The 18566-nt window shown below is 69.5% G+C and carries 21 protein-coding genes; 8 read left to right on the forward strand and 13 right to left on the reverse strand.

The genetic code is table 11. The features are described from left to right. Positions 1–72: 72 nt before the first annotated feature. From CEK68_RS16830 to CEK68_RS16875, 10 genes are all read right to left on the reverse strand, one after another. Positions 73–1068 carry a magnesium and cobalt transport protein CorA gene (locus CEK68_RS16830; protein ID WP_017908178.1) on the reverse strand — a complete coding sequence of 332 codons (996 nt, stop codon included), beginning with the start codon at positions 1066–1068 and terminating at the stop codon, positions 73–75. A gap of 49 nt (positions 1069–1117) precedes the next feature. Further along, positions 1118–2416: a DUF4105 domain-containing protein gene (locus CEK68_RS16835; RefSeq protein ID WP_226977927.1), complete on the reverse strand. Its 1299-nt coding sequence runs from the start codon at positions 2414–2416 to the stop codon at positions 1118–1120. Further along, positions 2413–3294, reverse strand: a complete 882-nt coding sequence (locus CEK68_RS16840) for a transporter associated domain-containing protein (protein WP_026144230.1) — start codon at positions 3292–3294, stop codon at positions 2413–2415. Before CEK68_RS16840 ends, CEK68_RS16835 begins: the two co-directional genes overlap by 4 nt. A gap of 110 nt (positions 3295–3404) precedes the next feature. Continuing rightward, positions 3405–4022, reverse strand: coding sequence for a hypothetical protein (locus CEK68_RS16845; RefSeq protein ID WP_152240062.1), 618 nt, complete (start codon positions 4020–4022; stop codon positions 3405–3407). A gap of 171 nt (positions 4023–4193) precedes the next feature. Next, positions 4194–4679 carry an rRNA maturation RNase YbeY gene (gene ybeY / locus CEK68_RS16850; RefSeq protein ID WP_017908182.1) on the reverse strand — a complete coding sequence of 162 codons (486 nt, stop codon included), beginning with the start codon at positions 4677–4679 and terminating at the stop codon, positions 4194–4196. A 53-nt stretch (positions 4680–4732) separates the two neighbouring features. Beyond that, positions 4733–5620 carry a hypothetical protein gene (locus CEK68_RS16855; RefSeq protein WP_226977928.1) on the reverse strand — a complete coding sequence of 296 codons (888 nt, stop codon included), beginning with the start codon at positions 5618–5620 and terminating at the stop codon, positions 4733–4735. Between the two features lie 104 nt (positions 5621–5724). Next, positions 5725–6291: a hypothetical protein gene (locus CEK68_RS16860; RefSeq protein ID WP_152240063.1), complete on the reverse strand. Its 567-nt coding sequence runs from the start codon at positions 6289–6291 to the stop codon at positions 5725–5727. Further along, positions 6288–7274 carry a PhoH family protein gene (locus CEK68_RS16865; protein ID WP_152240064.1) on the reverse strand — a complete coding sequence of 329 codons (987 nt, stop codon included), beginning with the start codon at positions 7272–7274 and terminating at the stop codon, positions 6288–6290. The genes CEK68_RS16860 and CEK68_RS16865 overlap by 4 nt, the downstream gene beginning before the upstream one ends. Positions 7275–7630: 356 nt before the next feature. After that, a complete protein-coding gene (locus CEK68_RS16870) occupies positions 7631–8074 on the reverse strand; it encodes an ACT domain-containing protein (protein WP_152240065.1) in 444 nt (147 codons plus the stop codon). Continuing rightward, positions 8071–8568 carry an OsmC family protein gene (locus tag CEK68_RS16875; protein WP_152240066.1) on the reverse strand — a complete coding sequence of 166 codons (498 nt, stop codon included), beginning with the start codon at positions 8566–8568 and terminating at the stop codon, positions 8071–8073. Before CEK68_RS16875 ends, CEK68_RS16870 begins: the two co-directional genes overlap by 4 nt. A gap of 71 nt (positions 8569–8639) precedes the next feature. Between CEK68_RS16875 and CEK68_RS16880 the strand changes: the two genes are divergently transcribed. Beyond that, on the forward strand, positions 8640–9305 hold the full coding sequence (locus CEK68_RS16880) for a winged helix-turn-helix domain-containing protein (RefSeq protein ID WP_152240067.1): 666 nt from the start codon (positions 8640–8642) through the stop codon (positions 9303–9305). 17 nt (positions 9306–9322) lie between these two features. On the opposite strand, the gene miaB is transcribed toward CEK68_RS16880, so the two are convergent. Together miaB and CEK68_RS16890 are read right to left on the reverse strand one after the other, a co-directional pair. Beyond that, the gene (gene miaB, locus CEK68_RS16885) at positions 9323–10747 is read right to left on the reverse strand and encodes a tRNA (N6-isopentenyl adenosine(37)-C2)-methylthiotransferase MiaB (protein WP_152240068.1); all 1425 of its coding nucleotides are present in this window, start codon (positions 10745–10747) and stop codon (positions 9323–9325) included. Positions 10748–10816: 69 nt separating this feature from the next. Then, positions 10817–11434: a glutathione S-transferase gene (locus CEK68_RS16890; protein WP_152240069.1), complete on the reverse strand. Its 618-nt coding sequence runs from the start codon at positions 11432–11434 to the stop codon at positions 10817–10819. Between the two features lie 76 nt (positions 11435–11510). On the opposite strand from CEK68_RS16890, the gene CEK68_RS16895 reads away from it, so the two are divergent. From CEK68_RS16895 to CEK68_RS16925, 7 genes are all read left to right on the forward strand, one after another. Continuing rightward, positions 11511–12485 carry a WYL domain-containing protein gene (locus CEK68_RS16895; RefSeq protein WP_152240070.1) on the forward strand — a complete coding sequence of 325 codons (975 nt, stop codon included), beginning with the start codon at positions 11511–11513 and terminating at the stop codon, positions 12483–12485. A 99-nt stretch (positions 12486–12584) separates the two neighbouring features. Continuing rightward, positions 12585–13541 carry a lytic transglycosylase domain-containing protein gene (locus tag CEK68_RS16900; RefSeq protein WP_152240071.1) on the forward strand — a complete coding sequence of 319 codons (957 nt, stop codon included), beginning with the start codon at positions 12585–12587 and terminating at the stop codon, positions 13539–13541. A gap of 146 nt (positions 13542–13687) precedes the next feature. Further along, a complete protein-coding gene (petA, locus tag CEK68_RS16905) occupies positions 13688–14317 on the forward strand; it encodes a ubiquinol-cytochrome c reductase iron-sulfur subunit (protein WP_026143542.1) in 630 nt (209 codons plus the stop codon). Positions 14318–14320: 3 nt separating this feature from the next. Next, complete coding sequence (locus tag CEK68_RS16910) at positions 14321–15583, forward strand: cytochrome bc complex cytochrome b subunit (RefSeq protein ID WP_017908207.1); 1263 nt, start codon at positions 14321–14323, stop codon at positions 15581–15583. Next, positions 15576–16322, forward strand: coding sequence for a cytochrome c1 (locus tag CEK68_RS16915; protein WP_026144236.1), 747 nt, complete (start codon positions 15576–15578; stop codon positions 16320–16322). Before CEK68_RS16910 ends, CEK68_RS16915 begins: the two co-directional genes overlap by 8 nt. Before the next feature lie 170 nt (positions 16323–16492). Then, the gene (locus CEK68_RS16920) at positions 16493–17128 is read left to right on the forward strand and encodes a glutathione S-transferase N-terminal domain-containing protein (RefSeq protein ID WP_010342124.1); all 636 of its coding nucleotides are present in this window, start codon (positions 16493–16495) and stop codon (positions 17126–17128) included. 73 nt (positions 17129–17201) lie between these two features. Continuing rightward, positions 17202–17633: a ClpXP protease specificity-enhancing factor gene (locus CEK68_RS16925; protein WP_152236429.1), complete on the forward strand. Its 432-nt coding sequence runs from the start codon at positions 17202–17204 to the stop codon at positions 17631–17633. Positions 17634–17901: 268 nt separating this feature from the next. On the opposite strand, the gene CEK68_RS16930 is transcribed toward CEK68_RS16925, so the two are convergent. Then, entirely contained in the window at positions 17902–18246 is a 345-nt protein-coding gene (locus tag CEK68_RS16930) for a DUF3301 domain-containing protein (protein WP_152240072.1), read from the reverse strand. Between the last annotated feature and the right edge of the window lie 320 nt (positions 18247–18566).

The following is an 18566-nucleotide window of genomic DNA, read 5'->3' on the forward strand; positions in this document are numbered from 1 at the left end:
TACCTCATGCCTGCGGCGCGCTGTCTATTCCCGATTCCCGTTTCCCCATTCCCGCCGCCGCGACGCGGCGGCTCACAACCACCTCGCCCGCTTGAACGCCACATACAGCGCCACGCACACCGCGGCGACGCCGCCGACCATCAGCGGGTAGGCCCAGGGCCATTCCAGTTCCGGCATTTGCTTGAAGTTCATGCCGTACCAGCTGGTGATCAGGGTCGGGGCGGCGAGCAGGGCGGCCCAGGCGCCGAGGCGCTTGACCGTCTCGCCCTGGGCCAGGGTGACCAGCGACAGGTTCACGCTCAGCGCGGTGCCCAGCATCTCGCGCAGGGTGTCGATGGCGTCGTTGGTGCGCACCGCATGGTCGAGCACGTCGCGCACGTACAGGCGCACTTCCTCGGCGATCAGCGGGCCGGGGTGGCGCTTGAGGTGCGCCAGCACGTCCTGCAGCGGCGCTACCGCCAGGCGCATCTGGTTGAGTTCGCGCTTGAGTTCGTACAGGCGGATCGCGGTGTCGCGGCGGTACGACTCGGCGAAGATGTCGGCCTCCAGCCGTTCCAGGCTCTGCCGGAAGGCATCGAGGATCGGCTGGTAGTTGTCCACCACATAGTCCAGCACCGCGTACAGCGCGTAGGACGGGCCGAGTTTCATCAGCGAGGCCTCGCGTTCCAGCCGCTCGCGCACCGGCGCGTAGGGCAGCGAGGCGCCGTGGCGTACGGTCAGCAGGAAGCGCGCGCCGAGGAAGGCGTGGGTCTCGCCGTAGACGATGCGTTCGTCGATCACCTGCGCGGTGTGCACCGCCAGGAACAGCGAGTTGCCGAAGGCCTCGACCTTCGGCCGCTGGTGCGCCTTGCGGGTGTCCTCGATCGCCAGTTCGTGCAGCTGGAACTCCTCCTTGAGCTGCTGCAGCACCGCGTCGCCGGGTTCGTACATGCCGACCCAGACGAAGCCGTCGTCGTGGCCGGCCAGCACGTCGCTGATCTGCTCCAGGGCGATGTCGTGGCGACGGCCGTGGCCGTCGTAGTGCACGCAGTTGATGACACAGGCGGGATTGGCGGTCGCGGAGGCCATGGCGGGAGTGGGTTCGGCGGAGGCGCGCGTGGCGAGTGGCGCGACGGTATCAGGGCTGCGGGCGAGGGCGGGTGAGCGCCCAGGCCAGCGCCGCGTGCACGGGCAGCAGCAGCGCGATCCATTGCAGGTTGAACTGCGGCTGCAGCATCGACAGCCAGTGGATCAGCAGCGCGGCGCCGGCCAGCGCCACCACCAGCCACAGCAGCACGTCGAACCAGCGTCCGGGCCGGCGCCCGCGCAGCACGGCCATGCCGCCGAACAGCAGCGGCAGGCACAGCGGATCCAGCAGCAGCAGGTTGCGGTTGCCCCAGGCGGCACGATGCTCGCTGAAGCCCCACAGGTACAGCAGGACCGCGCCGCCGAGCGCGCACAGCAGCCAGAACGGCAGCGCCAGCGCGGCCAGCCAGCGCTGGCGGCGGCCCAGCGCCAGCACCCCCGCCGCCGCGACCAGCCCCACCAGCAGCCACGGCCACCAGTGCCGCAGCTGTTCCGGCGGTTCCGGCGGCAGCCGCTGCGGCAGCAACTGCTGGCGCGCCTGCACCAGCGGGCGGCCTTCGCTGTTGCGCACCTCGCTCAGGCTCTCGGCCAGGCGCATCGGCACGAACGCCTCTTCCCAGCGCGACAGCGGCTTGTCGGCGTACGGGCCCAGGCCCAGGTCGAAGCCCAGCCACATCCACGGTGCCGGCGAGGCCAGGCGCACCGATTCGCTGCGGTAGGTATTGCCGCGCGAGCGGCCGGACAGCTGCGCGTGCAGCGCGCCGCCCATGGCCCGGTCCAGCGCGTCGCGGACCATCGTGGCGCAGTTGGCGGTGTAGTAGTCGTAGCGGTAGCGCGCGTTCTCCGGGCGCGCACGCCAGGCCAGCGCCTGCTGCAGCGCACGCGCCTGCGCCGGGGCCAGGTCCAGCCACTGGATGTCGACGCCGCGGCCGGCTTCGCGGTATTGCTCCAGGTCCTCCTGCAGTGGCAGGGCGACCAGGTAGTAGCGCATGTCGCCGGCGGCGAAGCGGCCGACGAAGCCCGGTTCGCTGGGGTCGAAAAAACCGAAGTTGTACGAGGTGGCCTGGCCCGTGCGCGGGTCGAGCACCACGATGGCGTCATGGCCGAAGCGCTCGAAGAACACTTCGCCGGGCTGCATCGTCGCCACGCCGATGCGCGGTGCGGGGTCGCTGCTGACGCTGGCGGCGCTGTTCGCAGCCGCGTCGGGCGCTGCGGGCGCCGCTGCGGCCAGCGGCGGCGGTGCCGCCGGATCCGCAGGCGCGGTCTGCGCAAAGGCCAACCCGGTCCACAGGGCCAGCAGCATTCCCAGCCAGCAGGCCGCGCGCATGCGCGGCACGCGGTGCGTGCTCAAGCGCCGTCCTGCGCGGGAGGCGGCAGGATGGTGACGTGGAACGCCTGCACCCGGCGCGCGTCGGCCTTCGCCACACGGAACGCGAATCGGCCCAGGGTCAGTTCCTCGCCGGTCTCGGGCAGGTGGCCGATCGCCTCGGTGACCAGCCCGCCGACGGTGTCGTAGTCGTCGTCCGGGAAGTCGGCGCCGAAGCGCTCGTTGAAATCCTCGATCGGGGTCAGCGCATCCACCACGTACTGGCCGTCGGCCTGCGCGGCGATCAGCGAGGCCTCGTCCTCGGCATCGTCGTGCTCGTCGTCGATGTCGCCGACGATCTGCTCCAGCACGTCCTCGATGGTCACCAGCCCGGCCACGCCGCCGTACTCGTCGACCACGATCGCCATGTGGTTGCGCGAGAGCCGGAACTCCTTGAGCAGCACGTTGAGCTTCTTCGACTCGGGAATCAGCACCGCCGGGCGCAGCAGTTCGCGCACTGTGCCGGGACCGTGGTCGGCGACCACGCCGCGCAGCAGATCCTTGGCCAGCAGGATGCCGAGGATGTCGTCCTTGTTCTCGCCATGCACCGGGAAGCGCGAGTGGCCGGATTCGACCACCTGCTTCATCAGGTCGAGGAAGCGCGACTCCACCGGCAGCGACACCATCTGCGCGCGCGAGACCATCACGTCGCCGACGGTGAGTTCGGAGACCGACAGCGCGCCCTCCATCATGCGCAGCGTGTCGGCGGCGATCAGGCCATCGTGCTGCGCGTCGCGCAGCACCTCGACCAGATCGTCGCGGGTGTGCGGGTCGCCGGAGAACACCGAGGTCAGGCGTTCCAGCCAGCCGCGACGTTTTTCGTGGGATTCCGGGGAGGTACTACTCGGTCCGTCTTCTGACATGTTCTGTGGGTAGGCGCCCGGTCGAACGGGCGGTAGCCGCAAGTCTAGCAGGGCGCTCGCGACAGCATCGCGACGTCGGCGGCCGGTACCGGCGGCCCGCCGGCGCGGGTTCAGCCGCCCTTGGCCGGCGTGTGCAGCGCGTCCGGTGCCGGTGCCGCGCCCGTCTCCTCGGGCAGGTCCAGGCTGTAGCTGCAGCCGGCCAGGGTCTTGCCGGGATGCGATTTCACCGTGGACACGCTGAGGATGATCGACTCGATCATCGGCTCGCCGGTCTTGGGATCGTGGACGTCGCGGCTGAGCACTTCGCGGCCGAACATGGCCTTCTCCGGTGTGTCCACCGCCGCTTCCAGATTCAGGCGCTTGGCCAGCGGCCGCGGGTCGGGCAGGTCCAGGATCGCCATCACGCTGGCGCCGGAGAAGGCGATGCGCTCGCTGCTGTAGCCGAACACCTGGATCGGCCGGGTCAGCGCGTACTCGGTCATGAACAGGTTGGACTGCGGCAGCGGCCGCCAGCCGTGCGCGACCGCCTTCAGCGGATCGGCCAGCAGCGGCGCCAGTGCGGTGAAGTCGGCCACGCGCTGGCGGCATTCCAGCAGCGCCGGCAGGTCGATGGCCGGATCGGCGGTCGCGGTGGCGGCAGGCGTTGCAGTGGGCGGCGCGGCAGGCGCTGCGACGGCAGCGGGGACGGCGCAGGCGAGCGCGAGCAGGACGAGCGAGGGACGAATCAACGCACGGAACCTCGAAGAAAAGCGGGGCTGCGGCGATCGCCGCGCGGCCACGTTACCGCCGGCGCCCGCGCTTGACCAGCGCGGGGTGGTGGGGAACACATTAAGCCCCTCTCCCCCCGGGAGAGGGGTTGGGGTGAGGGTCGGTCGCGACAGCGGGTGTGGGATCTCGGATCAACGCTCGCCGGCGTAGGGGTCGGAGACGCCGAGGTCGGCCAGGATCTCGCGCTCCAGTTGCTCCATCGCCTCGGCTTCCTTGTCGTCCTCGTGGTCCCAGCCGAGCAGGTGCAGCACGCCGTGCACGGTCAGGTGCGCGTAGTGCGCGTTGAGCGGCTTGTCCTGTTCGGCGGCCTCGCGCGCCACCACCGGTGCGCAGATCACCAGATCGCCGAGTAGCGGCAGCTTGACGCCCTTCGGCAACCCCTCGGGCAGTTCGGCCGGGAAGCTGAGCACGTTGGTGGCGTAGTCCTTGCCGCGGTAGTGCTGGTTGAGGGCGCGGCCTTCGCGGTCGTCGACCAGACGGATCGCCAGGTCGGCCTCGCGGATACGGCCCTTCAGTGCCGCGGCGACCCACTTGCGGAAGCTCGGCGCCGCCGGCAGCCCGGCGCGGGGCAGGGCGTAGCTGACGCCGACATCGAGGCGGACGGGACCTTTGGTCATGGCGGAACGGCCGGGTGCTGCGGTGGGAGCCACAGTATCGCGCTAACGCGCGCTCAGGGCGACGCCCAGTCGCCGGCGTCGTAGGCGATCTCGATCACGGCGGCATTGCCTGCCGCGCGGTCGATGCCAGCGTCTGCGGCGGATTTGCTGCAGTTGAAGCCCTGGTAGAGGGTGCTCTGGCGGACGAGCTGCAGTGCCGCCTGTTCCGGCTTGCCGTTCGGGTCGATCTGGATGGTCGGTGTCGCGCAGCCGCCGACATTGCTCACCTGGATGGCGGGCACGAGCGCGCGCGCCGCCTGGTCGGCGAGGGTGTCGAAGGCATCCGGTCCGATGTCCTGCGCAGCGGCCGACACGCGCACCTTGAAGTAGTAGAGCTGTTTGTAGAACAGATAGCCGTTGGAGCGGGCCGGTGCATCCTCCGGGTCGAGGCGCAGTTCCATCCGCAGCTTTTCTCCGGGCACACGTTGGGCCTCGGCGATCGCCGCGACCAGCGCCTTGTCCAGGGCGCTGGCGGCCTTCGGCGCCGGTTCGACGACGATGCCCAGCTCGAATCGTTGCGCGCCCAGTTCGTGCAGTTCCGCGTAGGTGCCGCCGGAGACCGCTGCGGCCAGATCGGCACGGAAGCCCGCCATGCCGTCGGCGATGGCCCGCGCCGATTCCTTTTGTCCGGCGGGATAGACGAACACGTTGATGGTCAGTTCCGGATGGTCTTTCAGCACGTAGAGGAAGCCGGCACCGGCGGCCTTGGCGGCCGGGTCGTACTTGCTGCTGCGCAGGCTGAAGTCGCCCACGGTGCCGGGAGCGACCACGTAGCTGGTTTCGACGAAGGGCCGCGCGGGCGTTGCTGCTGGCGGCGCGGCCGTGGCGGCAGCCGCTGGCGCGGCGCAAGTGGCCAGGATCGGCCAGAGCAGACAGGCGAACGACGACGATCGCTGGAACATGGCACCTCCCCGTGCACGGCAGCAGCATCGCAGTGTACGTCGGTCACTGCCGCGTGGTGCGTGCGGTCGCTACGGAGTGCCGCGACAGGCGCGCAGCAGCAGGCTCAAGTCACGCATGCGACCAGGAACAGCAGCGGGGTCTTTTCGTCGTCGACGCGGTAGGCCAGGCTGCCCATCGGGCCTCGCTGGCATTGCTGATTGTCGCGCCGGATGTCCACCGTGGCGGCGAAGCGCCCCGACGAGGGCAGCCACACCGCGGCCTGGCCGTGTTCGAGCAGTTGGCCGACGAGGTAGAGGCTGTCCGCTGGCACCTTTGCGTAGGCCAGCGCGTTGCAGCCGAAGCGGTCGCGCGTCGCACCGGCGGTTTCGGCCGCATCGAGCAGCGCTTGCGCGCGGGTGCCGGCGATCCAGGCCAGGCGTTGCGCCTCGTCGTCGCGCGGCGCGGTTGGCGAGGTACGGGCGATCGCCGCGGCGCGCTCGAGGACGTCGCGCGGCAGCCCGATGCTGGCCGCGTCCTGCACGATCGACAGGCACGGCGGGGTCAGCGATTGCGCCAGGGCGACGCGCTGCGGCGCCGGGTCCTGCGCTGGCGGCGGATCCTGCGGCTGGCCGTTGGCGCCGCCGGCCACGCAAAGCAGCGCTGCCAGCAGGCCGGGCCAGGGCCGGATCATGCGGACGGGCCGCTGGCGCGGTCGACCACGTCGCGCTTCTCGTAGGCGTTGACGATGCGCGCCACCAGCGGATGCCGGACCACGTCGCGCGCCTCGAAGAAGGTGAAGCTGACTCCGTCCACCTCGTGCAGCACCTCGACGGCATCGCGCAGGCCGGACTTGACGTGCTTGGGCAGGTCGATCTGGGTCAGGTCGCCGGTAACCACCGCGGTGCTGCCGAAGCCGAGGCGGGTCAGGAACATCTTCATCTGCTCGATGGTGGTGTTCTGCGCTTCGTCCAGGATCACGTAGGCGTCGTTGAGGGTGCGTCCGCGCATGTACGCCAGCGGCGCGATCTCGATGACGTTCTTCTCCAGCAGCTTGACCACCTTCTCCACGCCCAGCATCTCGTACAGCGCGTCGTACAGCGGGCGCAGATAGGGATCGACCTTCTGGGTGAGGTCGCCGGGCAAAAAGCCCAGCTTCTCGCCGGCCTCCACCGCCGGGCGCACCAGGATCAGACGCTGCACCCGCGATTCGTTCAGCGCTTCCACCGCGCTGGCCACGGCCAGGAAGGTCTTGCCGGTGCCGGCCGGGCCGATGCCGAAGTTGATGTCGTGGGTGGCGATCTGGTGCAGGTACTTGGCCTGGTTGGCGCCGCGGCCGCGCACCGTGCCGCGCCTGACCTTGATCGCCACGTCCTGCGGCTGGTACGCGCGCTGCGTCACCTGGTCGACATTGGACTGGTTGAGCCGCAGGTGGATTTCCTGGTCGTCGAAGGCGACGTGGTCGGCCTCGGCGTACAGCGCCTGCAGCAGCCGCTCGGCCGCCGCCGCCGCCGGCTCCGGCCCGGTCACCCGGTACACGTTGCCGCGGTTGGAGATCTCCACGCCCAGGCGCAGTTCGATCTGCCGCAGGTGCGCATCGAACGGGCCGGCCAGGTTGGCCAGGCGCTCGGTGTCGGCGGGATCCAGGGTGAAGTCGCGTTGCGCGGGGGTGGTCATGGCGGGCGCGCGCCGCCGGCGGCGACGTCGAAAAAAAGAGGGGCGCAAAGGGTAGCGCGCGGCGCGTAGCCGGGCCAGTGAAGGGCGCGCGGCGGCGACGTCGGCGTCGGCCCGCCGGTGCGGTCGAGGTACGCCTTGCGGATCTGCAGGCGCACGTGCCCCGCCACCGCCCCGACCTACGCGTCGCGGCAATGGCAACGTTGTCCACAATGCATGTGGATCGATTGTCCAGAAGCCTGTGGACAACCGCGCGAACGCCTTGCCACGCAAGGCGCCGCCCTGTGCTGGCGAAAAAATCGCACCCGTGCGGCCGGCGATGCATCCGTGGTAACGGCGTTCGTCTTTTCCGGGATCGGTTATGACGTGCCTTGGCGGCGATCACCATCGCCAGCGCCGTCTAAACACCGCGCGCCGCGCGCCCGCATCCAGGCGTCCGCAATCGCGCGTGCACCGGCGGGGTCGTCCACGACCAGGATCAGGTGCCCGTGGTGGTCGCTGTACTGCACGGCGATGTTGATGCCGGCGGCGCCGAGCATGCCGGTCAGCAGGCCGAGCTGTCCCGGCGTGTCCTGGTCCAGGCGCAGGCTCACCACCGGGTGTTCGGCGGCCACGTGGAAACCGTGCGCGCGCAAGGTCTCGCTTGCCGGTGCGGCGGCATCGAACAGGAAGTGCGCGACCGCGCGCCCGTCCACGCGCCACACGCCGCCGCCTTCGATGCTGATGCCGGCCGCGCCGAGTGCCTGGGCCATGGCGGACAGGGCGCCGGGGCGGTCTTCGAGGTGGATTTCGACGTCCTTCATCGCGCGGCCTCCGGCGGCTCGCCCGGGCGCACGATCGTCGCCTCGCAACGCAACGGCATGGCGCAGCTGTTGGCGATGAAGCACTGCGCGTGGGCCTGTGCGTGCAAGGCCTGCGCGCGGTGCGCGTCGCTGTCCGCCGCGATGGTCACGCGCGGCGCCAGCGCCACCTCGCGAAAGCGTCCGCCCTGGCCGGGGCGCATCTCCAGCCAGCCCTGGGCCTGGTCCTCGTAGGCCAGTACCTGGATGCCGGCATGCGCGCACAGCGCCAGGTAGGTGAGCATGTGGCAGGCGGCGAGAGCGCCGACGAACAGGTCTTCCGGATTGTGCAGCGCCGGGTCGCCGAGGAAGAGCGGGTCGGCGCTGCCTGGCAGTGCCGCCTTGCCGGGAATCTGCAGCGTGTAGTCGCGGCCATAGTGGCTGTAGTCGGCGGTGCCGTTGCCGCGGTTGCCGGTCCAGCGCAACTGCGAAGCGTAGTGGTGCAGCGTGTCGGTCATGCGTCTGCCTCGTGTGGGGAGCAGGCAAGGTAGGCGCCAGCGTGGCGGCATGCTTCGTCTAGAATCGAAGCATGAGCGAGGACACCCTGCTTGCACGTGCCGCCTTTCTGCTCGGCGACCCGGCGCGCAGTCGCATGCTGGCGGCGTTGATGAGCGGACAGGCGCGCACTGCCAGCGAACTGGCGCTGGACGGCGCGGTGGCGCCGTCGACTGCGAGCCGGCACTTGTCGCAACTGGTCGACGCCGGCTTGCTCGCGGTGGCGCGCCAAGGGCGACACCGCTATTTCCGTCTGGCCGGCGCAGACGTCGCCGCGGCGGTCGAGGCGATGATGGGACTGGCGCCGCCGCCGATGACGCGGCGGGTGGGCCCGGCCGATCCCGCCTTGCGCCGGGCGCGGGTGTGCTACGACCACCTTGCCGGCGAACTGGCGATCCGCTGGCGCCAACAGATGGAAGCGCGTGGGCATCTGCTGTGCAGCGACGGCATGGCCTTGAGCGCATCCGGTGCCGCCTGGTGCGCGGCGATCGGCATCGACGTGGCGGCGCTGCGTGCGTCGCGGCGGCCGCTGTGCCGGCCGTGCCTGGACTGGAGCGAGCGCCGCGACCACGTTGCCGGTGCGCTGGGCAGCGCCTTGCTCCGGTATCTCCTCGACACCGGCCTGGCCCGGCGCGTGCCGGATTCGCGGGCGGTGCAGATCGGCCCGCGCGGCGAGCGCTTCCTCAGCGCGCTCGACTAGCGCGCGCCCGGCGCCGCTCAGGCCGCGGCGTCGTCCTCGGCCAGGTGCAGGCGGCCGCGCAGCGAATTGCTCAGCGCCTCTGTGATCGTCACCTCGACGAACTGGCCGATCAGGCGAGGGTGGCCGGGGAAGTTCACCGAGCGCATGTTCTCGGTCTTGCCGGTCAGCTCGGCCGGGTTCTTCTTCGACGGGCCTTCCACCAGCACGGTCTGCACGCTGCCGATCATCCCCTGCGAGATCTGCTGCGCATGCGCATTGATGTGCGCCTGCAACCGCGCCAGCCGCGCATGCTTGACCGCCTCGGGCGTGTCGTCTTCCAGGTCGGCGGCGGGCGTGCCCGGGCGTCGCGAGTAGATGAAGGAGAAGCTCTGGTCGAAGCCCACGTCCTCGATGAGCTTCATGGTCTTGTCGAAGTCGGCGTCGCTCTCGCCGGGAAAACCGACGATGAAATCCGAGCTGATCGAGATGTCCGGACGCACCGCGCGCAGCTTGCGGATCTTCTGCTTGAACTCCAGTGCGGTGTAGCCGCGCTTCATCGCGCTGAGGATGCGGTCGCTGCCGGCCTGTACCGGCAGGTGCAGATAGTTGGCCAGCTGCGGCACGTCGCGGTAGGCCTCCACCAGCGAGTCGCTGAATTCCAGCGGATGCGAGGTGGTGAAGCGAATCCGGCCAATGCCCTCGACCTGCGCGATGCTGCGGATCAGCAGGCCCAGGTCGGCGTGCTGCGTCTCCTCGCCGGCCTCGGCGTCGGCATAGGGCCCGCGGTAGGCGTTGACGTTCTGGCCGAGCAGGTTGATCTCGCGCACGCCCTGCGCGGCCAGTTGCGCCACTTCTACGAGCACGTCCTCGAACGGGCGGCTGATCTCCTCGCCGCGGGTGTAGGGCACCACGCAGAACGAGCAGTATTTGGAGCAGCCTTCCATGATCGACACGAAGGCTGAAGGACCTTCGGCGCGCGGCTCCGGCAGGCGGTCGAACTTCTCGACCTCGGGGAAGCTGATGTCCACCTGCGACTTGCCTGATTCGCGGCGCGCGCGGATCAGCTCCGGCAGCCGGTGCAGGGTCTGCGGGCCGAACACCAGGTCCACGTAGGGCGCGCGCTTGACGATCGCCTCGCCTTCCTGCGAGGCGACGCAGCCGCCGACGCCGATGATCACCGGCTTGCCGCCGGCCTTCAGCGCCTTCCAGCGGCCGAGCTGGCTGAACACCTTTTCCTGCGCCTTCTCACGGATCGAGCAGGTGTTGACCAGGACCACGTCCGCTTCTTCGGGGTTGTCGGTCAGCTCCAGGCCTTCGGATGCGGCGAGCACGTCGGCCATCTTGGCCGAGTCGTACTCGTTCATCTGGCAACCGTGGGTCTTGATGTACAGCTTGCCGCGCACCGGCGCGGGTGCGGCGGCGGTGCCGGCGGAGGGCAGGGGATGCAGGACGGTCCCGGGCATGGCGCTTAATCCAGGCGGGTGGAAAGGAAGCCGGCTAGTTTACCCGTGCCGGCGCGCCAGCGCAGGACGCTAGCCCGCGGCGGCATCCACCGCCAGCGCGCGCTGCACCGCCGGCCGCGCCGCCATGCGCGCGGCGTAGGCGCGGGTCGGCGCCGGCGGGTCGAGCAGGCCGAACTGCAGCATCCAGCCCAGCGCGCTGCCCCACAGCACGTCGGCGGCGCTGCAACGCGCGCCGAGCAGGTAATCGCCGCGCGCCAGTTGCGCGTCCACCACCGTCAGCACGGTATCGCAGTCGGCATAGGGCGACATCGCCCGCGGTGGCGGCTCGCGCTTGAGCGCTCGGTCGACCAGGGCCGGTTCGAAGCAGGCGCCGTAGAACGCCAGCCAGCGCAGGTAGGGGCCGCGCAGCGGGTCGCCGATCGGCGGTGCCAGCCCGGCCTCGGGATACAGGTCGGCCAGGTAGGGGTAGATCGCGCCCTGCTCGGTCACCACCGCGCCGGCGTGCACGATCGCCGGCACCTTGCCCATCGGGTTGATCGCCAGGTAGTCCGGCGCCAGTTGCGCCTGCCGGTCGAAGTCGATGCGCTCGATGGCGTAGTCGGCGCCCAGTTCCTCGAGCAGGATCAGCACGCCGCGCGAGCGCGAATGCGGGTTGTGGAACAGGGTGATGTGGCGGTCGCTGGTCATGGGCGGCTCCTGGCTGGTCGGTGCGAACACCCTAGACCCCATTGCGGACAGATCCTGTCCGCAATAGCGTGCGCCGATGTCATCGCCCGCCGCCCGCCTGTTGCGCCTGATCGCCCTGCTGCAGACCCGCCGGCTGTGGTCCGGCGCCGAGCTGGCCGCGCGGCTCGGCGTGGACCGGCGCAGCCTGCGCCGCGACGTGGAGCGGCTGCGCGCGCTGGGCTACGCCGTGGAGGCCGCGGCCGGGGTCGGCGGCGGGTACCGGCTGGCGGCCGGCGCGCAGATGTTGCCGCTGCTGTTCGAGGAGGACGAGGCGGTGGCGGTCGCGGTGGCGCTGCGCGCGGCCTGCGCCAGCATGGCCGGCCTGGAGGACACCGCGGTGCGGGTGCTGGCCAAGCTCGAACCGCTGCTGCCGACGCGGGTGCGCCAGCGCGCCGAGGCCTTGCAGGGGGCGACCCTGGCGCTGGGCCAGGACCCGCTACGGCCGGACACGCGAGTGCTGATCGGGGTCGCCAGCGCCTGCCGCGACCGGCGCCTGCTCGGTTTCGTCTACCGCGACCATTCCGGGCGCGCCAGCGAGCGGCTGGTCGAGCCCTTGCGCCTGGTCAACGCCGGCCGCCGCTGGTACCTGCTGGCCTGGGACCGCGATCGTGCCGACTGGCGCACCTTCCGCGCCGAACGCATCGTGCCGCCCCTGCAGCTCGGCGCGGCGGTGGCGTTGCGCCTGCCGCCGCAGGAACCGGCGGCCATGGTCGACGCGGCGATCCGCTACAGCCCGCAGGCGATGGGGTTCGCCCTCAGTGTGCGGCTGCGTGGCAGCGCCGCCGAGCTGGGGGCGCGCATTCCACTGTGGTGCGGCACCCTGCAGGACGAGGCCGACGGCCACTGCCGGCTGTCGCTGCTGGCCGACGCGGTGCCGTGGCTGGCGGCGCAATTGCTGACCATCGGCGTGCCGTTCGCAGGGCTGGAGGCCACGGCCGAGGTGCGGACGGCGCTGCGCGGGGTGCTGAACGCGTTGCTGGAGCAGGTGCCGGAGCCGGCACCGGTGGAGTAGGTGATACGGACGGGGAGGGCGCACTGGCCGCCCGGCGCTGCTCCGGCCCCGGGCGGTGCGGACTTGGCAAGCGGCGGGGAAGTTGGGACACTCGCCGCCATGAAGGGGATGCTGTGGCTCCTGGGGCTGGGACTCGCCACGTTGACGGCTGCGCCGGCCAGCGCCGGCACCCTGTACAAGTGCACCGGCAACGACGGCGTGCCCAGCTACGGCAGCAAGCGCGTGTCCGGCGCCAGCTGCAGCGTGATCGGCCGCTACACCCCCGACCGCCGCGCCGCGCGGACCGCCCCGGCGCCTGCGCCGGCCAGGGCCAGCACCGAGCGGCCGCCCAGCCGCGGCGTCATCGCCAGCGCCGGCACCGTGGCGCCGGCCACCCTGATCAGCGCGCCGGTCGCGGCCCCGGCCCCGGTGACCGCCAACGCCGTGCCCAACCGGGTCGCCCCGGTGTCGCCCAGCAGCAGTGGCGCGCCGCGGCGCCTGGTCAGCGGGCAGCTGTATTCGTACATGAAGGACGGCGTGCGCCACTACACCAGTGCGCGTCCGACCCAGGTCGCCAATCTCGGCGCGGTGCGCACGATCCGCTACAGCTTCATGGAAACCTGCTACGCCTGCGCCAATCCGGGGGTCAACTTCGGTGCGGTGCGCCTGAACACCACCGCCTACCAGAGCGAGATCGCCGCCGCCGCGCGCGAGTACGGTGTCGACGAAGCGGTGGTGCGCGCCATCATCCACGCCGAGTCCGCCTACAACCCGACGGCCCTCAGCCGCGCCGGTGCGCAGGGGCTGATGCAGCTGATGCCGCCGACCGCGCGCCGCTTCGGCGTCAGCGATTCGTTTGATGCAGCGCAAAACATTCGCGGCGGCGTGCAGTACCTAGCGTGGCTGCTGAAGCGCTTCAACGGCAACCTCAGCCTGGCCGCGGCCGGCTACAACGCCGGCGAAGGCGCGGTAGACAAACACGGCGGGGTGCCGCCGTACAGCGAGACCCAACGCTACGTGCAGCGGGTGGGCGTGCTCGCCGAGCGCTACCGCGGCGTGCTGGCGACCGCGCATTGAGCCGTCGCCGCGGCCCGGCAGGAGGCGTTGCGCGTCCATTGTCGGCGCGTTAAGGGTTCCGCTACACTGCAGTGGATTCAGTGCGGCTCGACCCCCACCGAGCTGCTGGCAGCCTCACGCTACCCAATCACAGATCGGAGTGCCGGATGGCCAACGATGGGGTCAACGATTCTGTAAATGTAGGACGCCGCCGCTTTCTCACCGCCACCACGTCCGTCGTGGGCGCGGTCGGTGCGGGGTTCGTCGCGGTTCCTTTCATCAAGTCCTGGAATCCGAGCGCAAAGGCCAAGCTGGCCGGCGCGCCGGTCACCGCCGACATCAGCGCCCTGCAGGAAGGGCAGCGCCTGATCCTGGAATGGCGCGGCCAGCCGATCTGGATCGTCAAGCGCTCCAAGGCGATGCTCGATGCGTTGCCGTCGCTGGATAGCCGGCTCAAGGATCCGGAGTCCACCAACAAGGACCAGCAGCCGGACTACGTGCTGAAGAATCCGGAGTACCGCTCGATCAAGCCCGATGTCTCGGTGCTGGTCGGCCTGTGCACCCATCTGGGCTGCTCGCCGGAAATGGTCGCCGAGATCCGCCCCGAACCCTACGACCCCGACTGGAAGGGCGGCTATTTCTGCCCCTGCCACAAGTCGCGCTTCGACATGTCCGGCCGCGTGTTCCAGGGCGTGCCGGCGCCGATCAACCTGCTGGTGCCGCCGCACCACTACCAGGACGACAACACGCTGGTGATCGGCGTGGACCCGAGCGCGTCCGCGAAGGGAGGGGCGTAAGTCATGGCCGACAACATCCTCACCCGCACCGCGGGCAACGTGTTCGACTGGGTCAACGAGCGCGCTCCCGGGCTGATGCCGTTCTACCGCAAGCACGTCACCGAGTACTACGCGCCGAAGAACTTCAACCTCTGGTACTACTTCGGCTCGCTGGCGATGGTGGTGCTGGTCAACCAGATCGTCACCGGCATCTTCCTGACGATGCACTACAAGACCAGCGCGGCCGAGGCGTTCAACTCGGTCGAGTACATCATGCGCGACGTCGAGTGGGGCTGGCTGATCCGCTACATGCACTCCACCGGCGCCTCGCTGTTCTTCATCGTGGTGTACCTGCACATGTTCCGCGGGCTGATGTACGGCAGCTACAAGAAGCCGCGCGAGCTGGTGTGGATCCTCGGCATGCTGATCTACCTGGTGCTGATGGCCGAAGCCTTCATGGGCTACGTGCTGCCCTGGGGGCAGATGTCGTTCTGGGGCGCGAAGGTGATCATCTCGCTGTTCGGCGCCATCCCGGTGATCGGCAACGGCCTGACCGAATGGATCATGGGCGATTACCTGCCGTCCGATGCCACCCTCAACCGCTTCTTCGCCCTGCACGTGATCGCCCTGCCGCTGGTGCTGCTGCTGCTGGTGGTGCTGCACCTGGGCGCGCTGCACGAGGTCGGTTCCAACAATCCCGACGGCGTGGAGATCAAGAAGGGGCCCAAGGGCAACCGTTGGAGCCCGAACAAGCCGGCCGACGGCATCCCGTTCCATCCGTACTACACGGTCAAGGACCTGGTCGGCGTCGGCTTCCTGCTGATGATCGGCGCCTTCATCATCTTCTTCGCGCCCGGCTTCGGCGGCCTGTTCCTGGAGCACGACAACTTCACCGAGGCCAACCGCCTGGTGACGCCGGAGCACATCAAGCCGGTCTGGTACTACACCCCGTACTACGCGATGTTGCGGGTGGTGCCGAACAAGCTCGGCGGCGTGCTGGTGATGTTCTCGGCGATAGCGATCCTGTTCCTGGTGCCGTGGCTGGATCGCGCCAAGGTCAAGTCGATCCGCTACCGCGGCTGGATCTCGCGGGTGATGCTGGGGATTCTTGCGGTGTGCTTCGTCTGGCTGGGCGTGATCGGCTCCGGCCCCGGTACCGAGATCATCGAGACCTACATCGGCCGCGTGCTGACCGTGCTGTATTTCGCCTTCTTCCTGACGATGCCGATATGGACCTCGCTGGATCGAACCAAGCCGGTGCCGGAGCGGGTGAGCAGCCATGACTAAGCGCCTGATCGCTGTGCTCGCCGGCGTCGCGTCGGCCTTGCTGCTGTCCGCCTCGGCCATGGCCGCCGAGGGTGCCGCCACCCTGCAGGCCGGCAACGACCTGGGCGACCGCGCCTCGCTGCAGCGCGGCGCCAAGCTGTTCATGAACTACTGTTCCGGCTGTCATTCGCTGAAGTACCTGCGCTACCAGCGCATGGCCGAGGATCTGGGCCTGAGCGAGGACGAGGTGATGCACAACCTCAACTTCACCGGCGCCAAGATCGGCGAACACATCGAGACGGCGATGCCGCACGATGCGGCGACCAAATGGTTCGGCAAGGCGCCGCCGGACCTGAGCCTGATCGCCCGCGTGCGCGGCACCGACTGGGTCTACACCTACCTCAAGTCGTTCTATCTCGACCAGTCGCGGCCGCTGGGCTGGAACAACAAGCTGTTCGCCAACGCCTCCATGCCCAATCCGCTGTGGGACCTGCAGGGCCTGCAGCAGCCGGTCTACGGCAAGGCCGAGCAGCCGGGCGTGGACAAGCCGGTGGAGCGGCTGCAACTGGCGACGCCGGGCAAGCAGAGCCCGGTCGAGTTCGACCAGACAGTGCGCGACATCAGCAATTTCCTCGAATACGCCGGCGAGCCGGCGGCGCTGAAGCGGCAGAACCTGGGCGTGTGGGTGGTGCTGTTCCTGGCGCTGCTGACCTTCCTGGCCTATCTGCTGAAGAAGGAATACTGGAAGGACGTGCATTGAGTCGCGGCCGTTTCGGCCGCGTCCCGGCTGCACCGTTGCTGAGCCGATCCCCTGTTCATCCTATTGGCTTTTGTGAGCGAGGGTTGCACACTCAGGGGCCGTGACGACCGTCCGCAATGTGCGGGCGGCGTCGATGCGGCCGGCGGATTCCGGCCGTCGGAGAGCCTTGAATGGCGGCGAGTTTGCGCATGCGAAATACCTTGACGTTGTTTTCCTCCACGGATGATGTCCTGTGCCACCGCGTCCGCCTGGTGCTCGCGGCCAAGGGCGTGACCTACGATTTCGTGGCGGTGGATCCGCAGAATCCGCCGGAAGACCTGATCGACCTGAATCCCTACCACTCGGTGCCGACCCTGGTCGAGCGCGAGCTGGTGCTGTACGCCGCCTCGGTGGTCAGCGAGTACCTGGACGAGCGCTATCCGCATCCGCCGCTGATGCCGGTCGACCCGCTTTCGCGCGCGCGCCTGCGCCTGGCGATGCTGCGCATCGAGCACGACTGGGTGCCGCAGGTGCAGGCGATCCAGCTCGGCAACAAGGCCCAGGCCGAAGCCGGGCGCAAGCGGCTGAAGGAACTGCTGACCGCCTCGGTGCCGCTGTTCAAGGCCAGCAAGTTCTTCCTCAATCCGGAGATGAGCCTGGCCGACTGCGCGATGGCGCCGATCATCTGGCGCCTGCAGGCACTGGACATCCCGCTGCCGAAGGACGGCAAGGCGATCGAGGATTACGGCAACCGCATCTTCCGCAATCCGGGGTTCATCCGCAGCCTGACCGATCAGGAAAAGAAACTGCGCGACCTGCCGGCATGATGCTGTCCGCCGCGCCGTCTCCATTGTCTTCCGAGCTGTACCGGCATCGCGCGCCGGCACGTAGAATGGGCGCATGAGCGACGACACTTCCCGCATGACCAGCCATCGCCCGTACCTGCTGCGGGCGCTGGTGGAATGGATCAACGACAACGGCATGACCCCGCACATCCTGGTGGATGCGGGCCTGCCCGGCGTCCAGGTGCCGCCGAGCGCGGTCAAGGACGGGCGGGTGGTGCTGAACATCGCCGAGCGTGCGGTGGTGCGGCTGCAGATCGACAACGAGGGGGTCAGCTTCACCGCCCGCTTCGGTGGCGTCAGCTACCCGGTGCAGGTGCCGATGTCCGCAGTGCTGGCGGTCTATGCACGCGAAACCGGGCAGGGCATGGCGCTGCCGGACGACATCCACGGCGCCAGCGAGCCGCCGGGCGACGACACCCCGCCACCGCCGCGGCCGGGCGGATCCGACGACGCCGGCAAGCGGCCGCGCCTGCGCGTGGTCAAGTAATTAGTCGATGCGCGGCCTCGGTGGCTGCGCTTCACCCACCCAACGTTGGCGTTTTCGGTGCTCGTGCACCGCACACCGCGTTTTTCTGTCGTAGGAGCAGCTTCAGCCGCGACGGCATTACCGGTAACACCCATCGCGGCTGAAGCCGCTGCTACATTCGCCGTCCATTTCAGGTGGCATGCGCATCGCCCGCGCACTCAGCTTCGCTGTCGCCCGACACGCCGCACGCCATCGGTATCGGCATCGGTGCGCGGCCGTGGTGCACGGCTCAGTCGCGCTGCGCGCGGGCTTCCTGCAGGCTGCTCACGCTGGCGACTGACGGCCCGGTGAACGCGATCAGCTGATCGCCGAGCAGCACCAGGCGCCCGCTGTGGCGGTCGGTGCCATCGTAGGAATAGTCGAAGCGGAAGCTACGCTCGAAGCCGAGCCAGCCGTTGGGCAGGCGCCGCAGGCGCAGGCCGGTGCCGTGCACGCTCTGGTCCAGCCACTGCACGTCGGCGGCCTTGCAGGCGTTGCGGCCGAGGACTTCGGCGCGTTCGGCGGCCGCACGCGAGGCGTTCCAGAACGCGAACACCGCGGCGCCGGCGATCATCAACAGGATCAGGCTGGGCATGGCGCCACTGTAGCGAGGCGCCGGTAGGCGGGCAATCTTGCTTGGCTGGGATTGGGGATTCTGGAATGGCAAGAGCTGCGCCTCGCGCGCTGCTCGTAGATGTCTTGGGGCGAGGTACAGTGGCTGACGGACGCCTCAGGTCCCCGCCATGGTCCTGAGCGAGGCACCTGCATGCATTGATGACGCGCGGTGTGCGCCCACCGGCAACCAGGCACCCAAGACCGAACCGCAGTCACAGCCACAGCGCTAAGGCGTATTCGTCCAATCGCAACACCAGGGCGCCTCTCAACACCGGGAGTCCGGTGGGCGCACACCGCGCG

It is taken from the genome of Xanthomonas sp. LMG 12461 (assembly GCF_009192935.1).
Lineage (GTDB): Bacteria > Pseudomonadota > Gammaproteobacteria > Xanthomonadales > Xanthomonadaceae > Xanthomonas_A > Xanthomonas_A sontii.

Coding starts and splice junctions, on each gene's coding strand:
- CEK68_RS16830 (WP_017908178.1), bottom strand. CDS start 1,068: ATGGCCTCCGCGACCGCCAATCCCGCCTGTGTCATCAACTGCGTGCAC.
- CEK68_RS16840 (WP_026144230.1), bottom strand. CDS start 3,294: ATGTCAGAAGACGGACCGAGTAGTACCTCCCCGGAATCCCACGAAAAA.
- ybeY (WP_017908182.1), bottom strand. CDS start 4,679: ATGACCAAAGGTCCCGTCCGCCTCGATGTCGGCGTCAGCTACGCCCTG.
- CEK68_RS16855 (WP_226977928.1), bottom strand. CDS start 5,620: ATGTTCCAGCGATCGTCGTCGTTCGCCTGTCTGCTCTGGCCGATCCTG.
- CEK68_RS16860 (WP_152240063.1), bottom strand. CDS start 6,291: ATGATCCGGCCCTGGCCCGGCCTGCTGGCAGCGCTGCTTTGCGTGGCC.
- CEK68_RS16865 (WP_152240064.1), bottom strand. CDS start 7,274: ATGACCACCCCCGCGCAACGCGACTTCACCCTGGATCCCGCCGACACC.
- CEK68_RS16870 (WP_152240065.1), bottom strand. CDS start 8,074: ATGAAGGACGTCGAAATCCACCTCGAAGACCGCCCCGGCGCCCTGTCC.
- CEK68_RS16875 (WP_152240066.1), bottom strand. CDS start 8,568: ATGACCGACACGCTGCACCACTACGCTTCGCAGTTGCGCTGGACCGGC.
- CEK68_RS16880 (WP_152240067.1), top strand. CDS start 8,640: ATGAGCGAGGACACCCTGCTTGCACGTGCCGCCTTTCTGCTCGGCGAC.
- miaB (WP_152240068.1), bottom strand. CDS start 10,747: ATGCCCGGGACCGTCCTGCATCCCCTGCCCTCCGCCGGCACCGCCGCC.
- CEK68_RS16890 (WP_152240069.1), bottom strand. CDS start 11,434: ATGACCAGCGACCGCCACATCACCCTGTTCCACAACCCGCATTCGCGC.
- CEK68_RS16895 (WP_152240070.1), top strand. CDS start 11,511: ATGTCATCGCCCGCCGCCCGCCTGTTGCGCCTGATCGCCCTGCTGCAG.
- CEK68_RS16900 (WP_152240071.1), top strand. CDS start 12,585: ATGAAGGGGATGCTGTGGCTCCTGGGGCTGGGACTCGCCACGTTGACG.
- petA (WP_026143542.1), top strand. CDS start 13,688: ATGGCCAACGATGGGGTCAACGATTCTGTAAATGTAGGACGCCGCCGC.
- CEK68_RS16910 (WP_017908207.1), top strand. CDS start 14,321: ATGGCCGACAACATCCTCACCCGCACCGCGGGCAACGTGTTCGACTGG.
- CEK68_RS16915 (WP_026144236.1), top strand. CDS start 15,576: ATGACTAAGCGCCTGATCGCTGTGCTCGCCGGCGTCGCGTCGGCCTTG.
- CEK68_RS16920 (WP_010342124.1), top strand. CDS start 16,493: ATGGCGGCGAGTTTGCGCATGCGAAATACCTTGACGTTGTTTTCCTCC.
- CEK68_RS16925 (WP_152236429.1), top strand. CDS start 17,202: ATGAGCGACGACACTTCCCGCATGACCAGCCATCGCCCGTACCTGCTG.
- CEK68_RS16930 (WP_152240072.1), bottom strand. CDS start 18,246: ATGCCCAGCCTGATCCTGTTGATGATCGCCGGCGCCGCGGTGTTCGCG.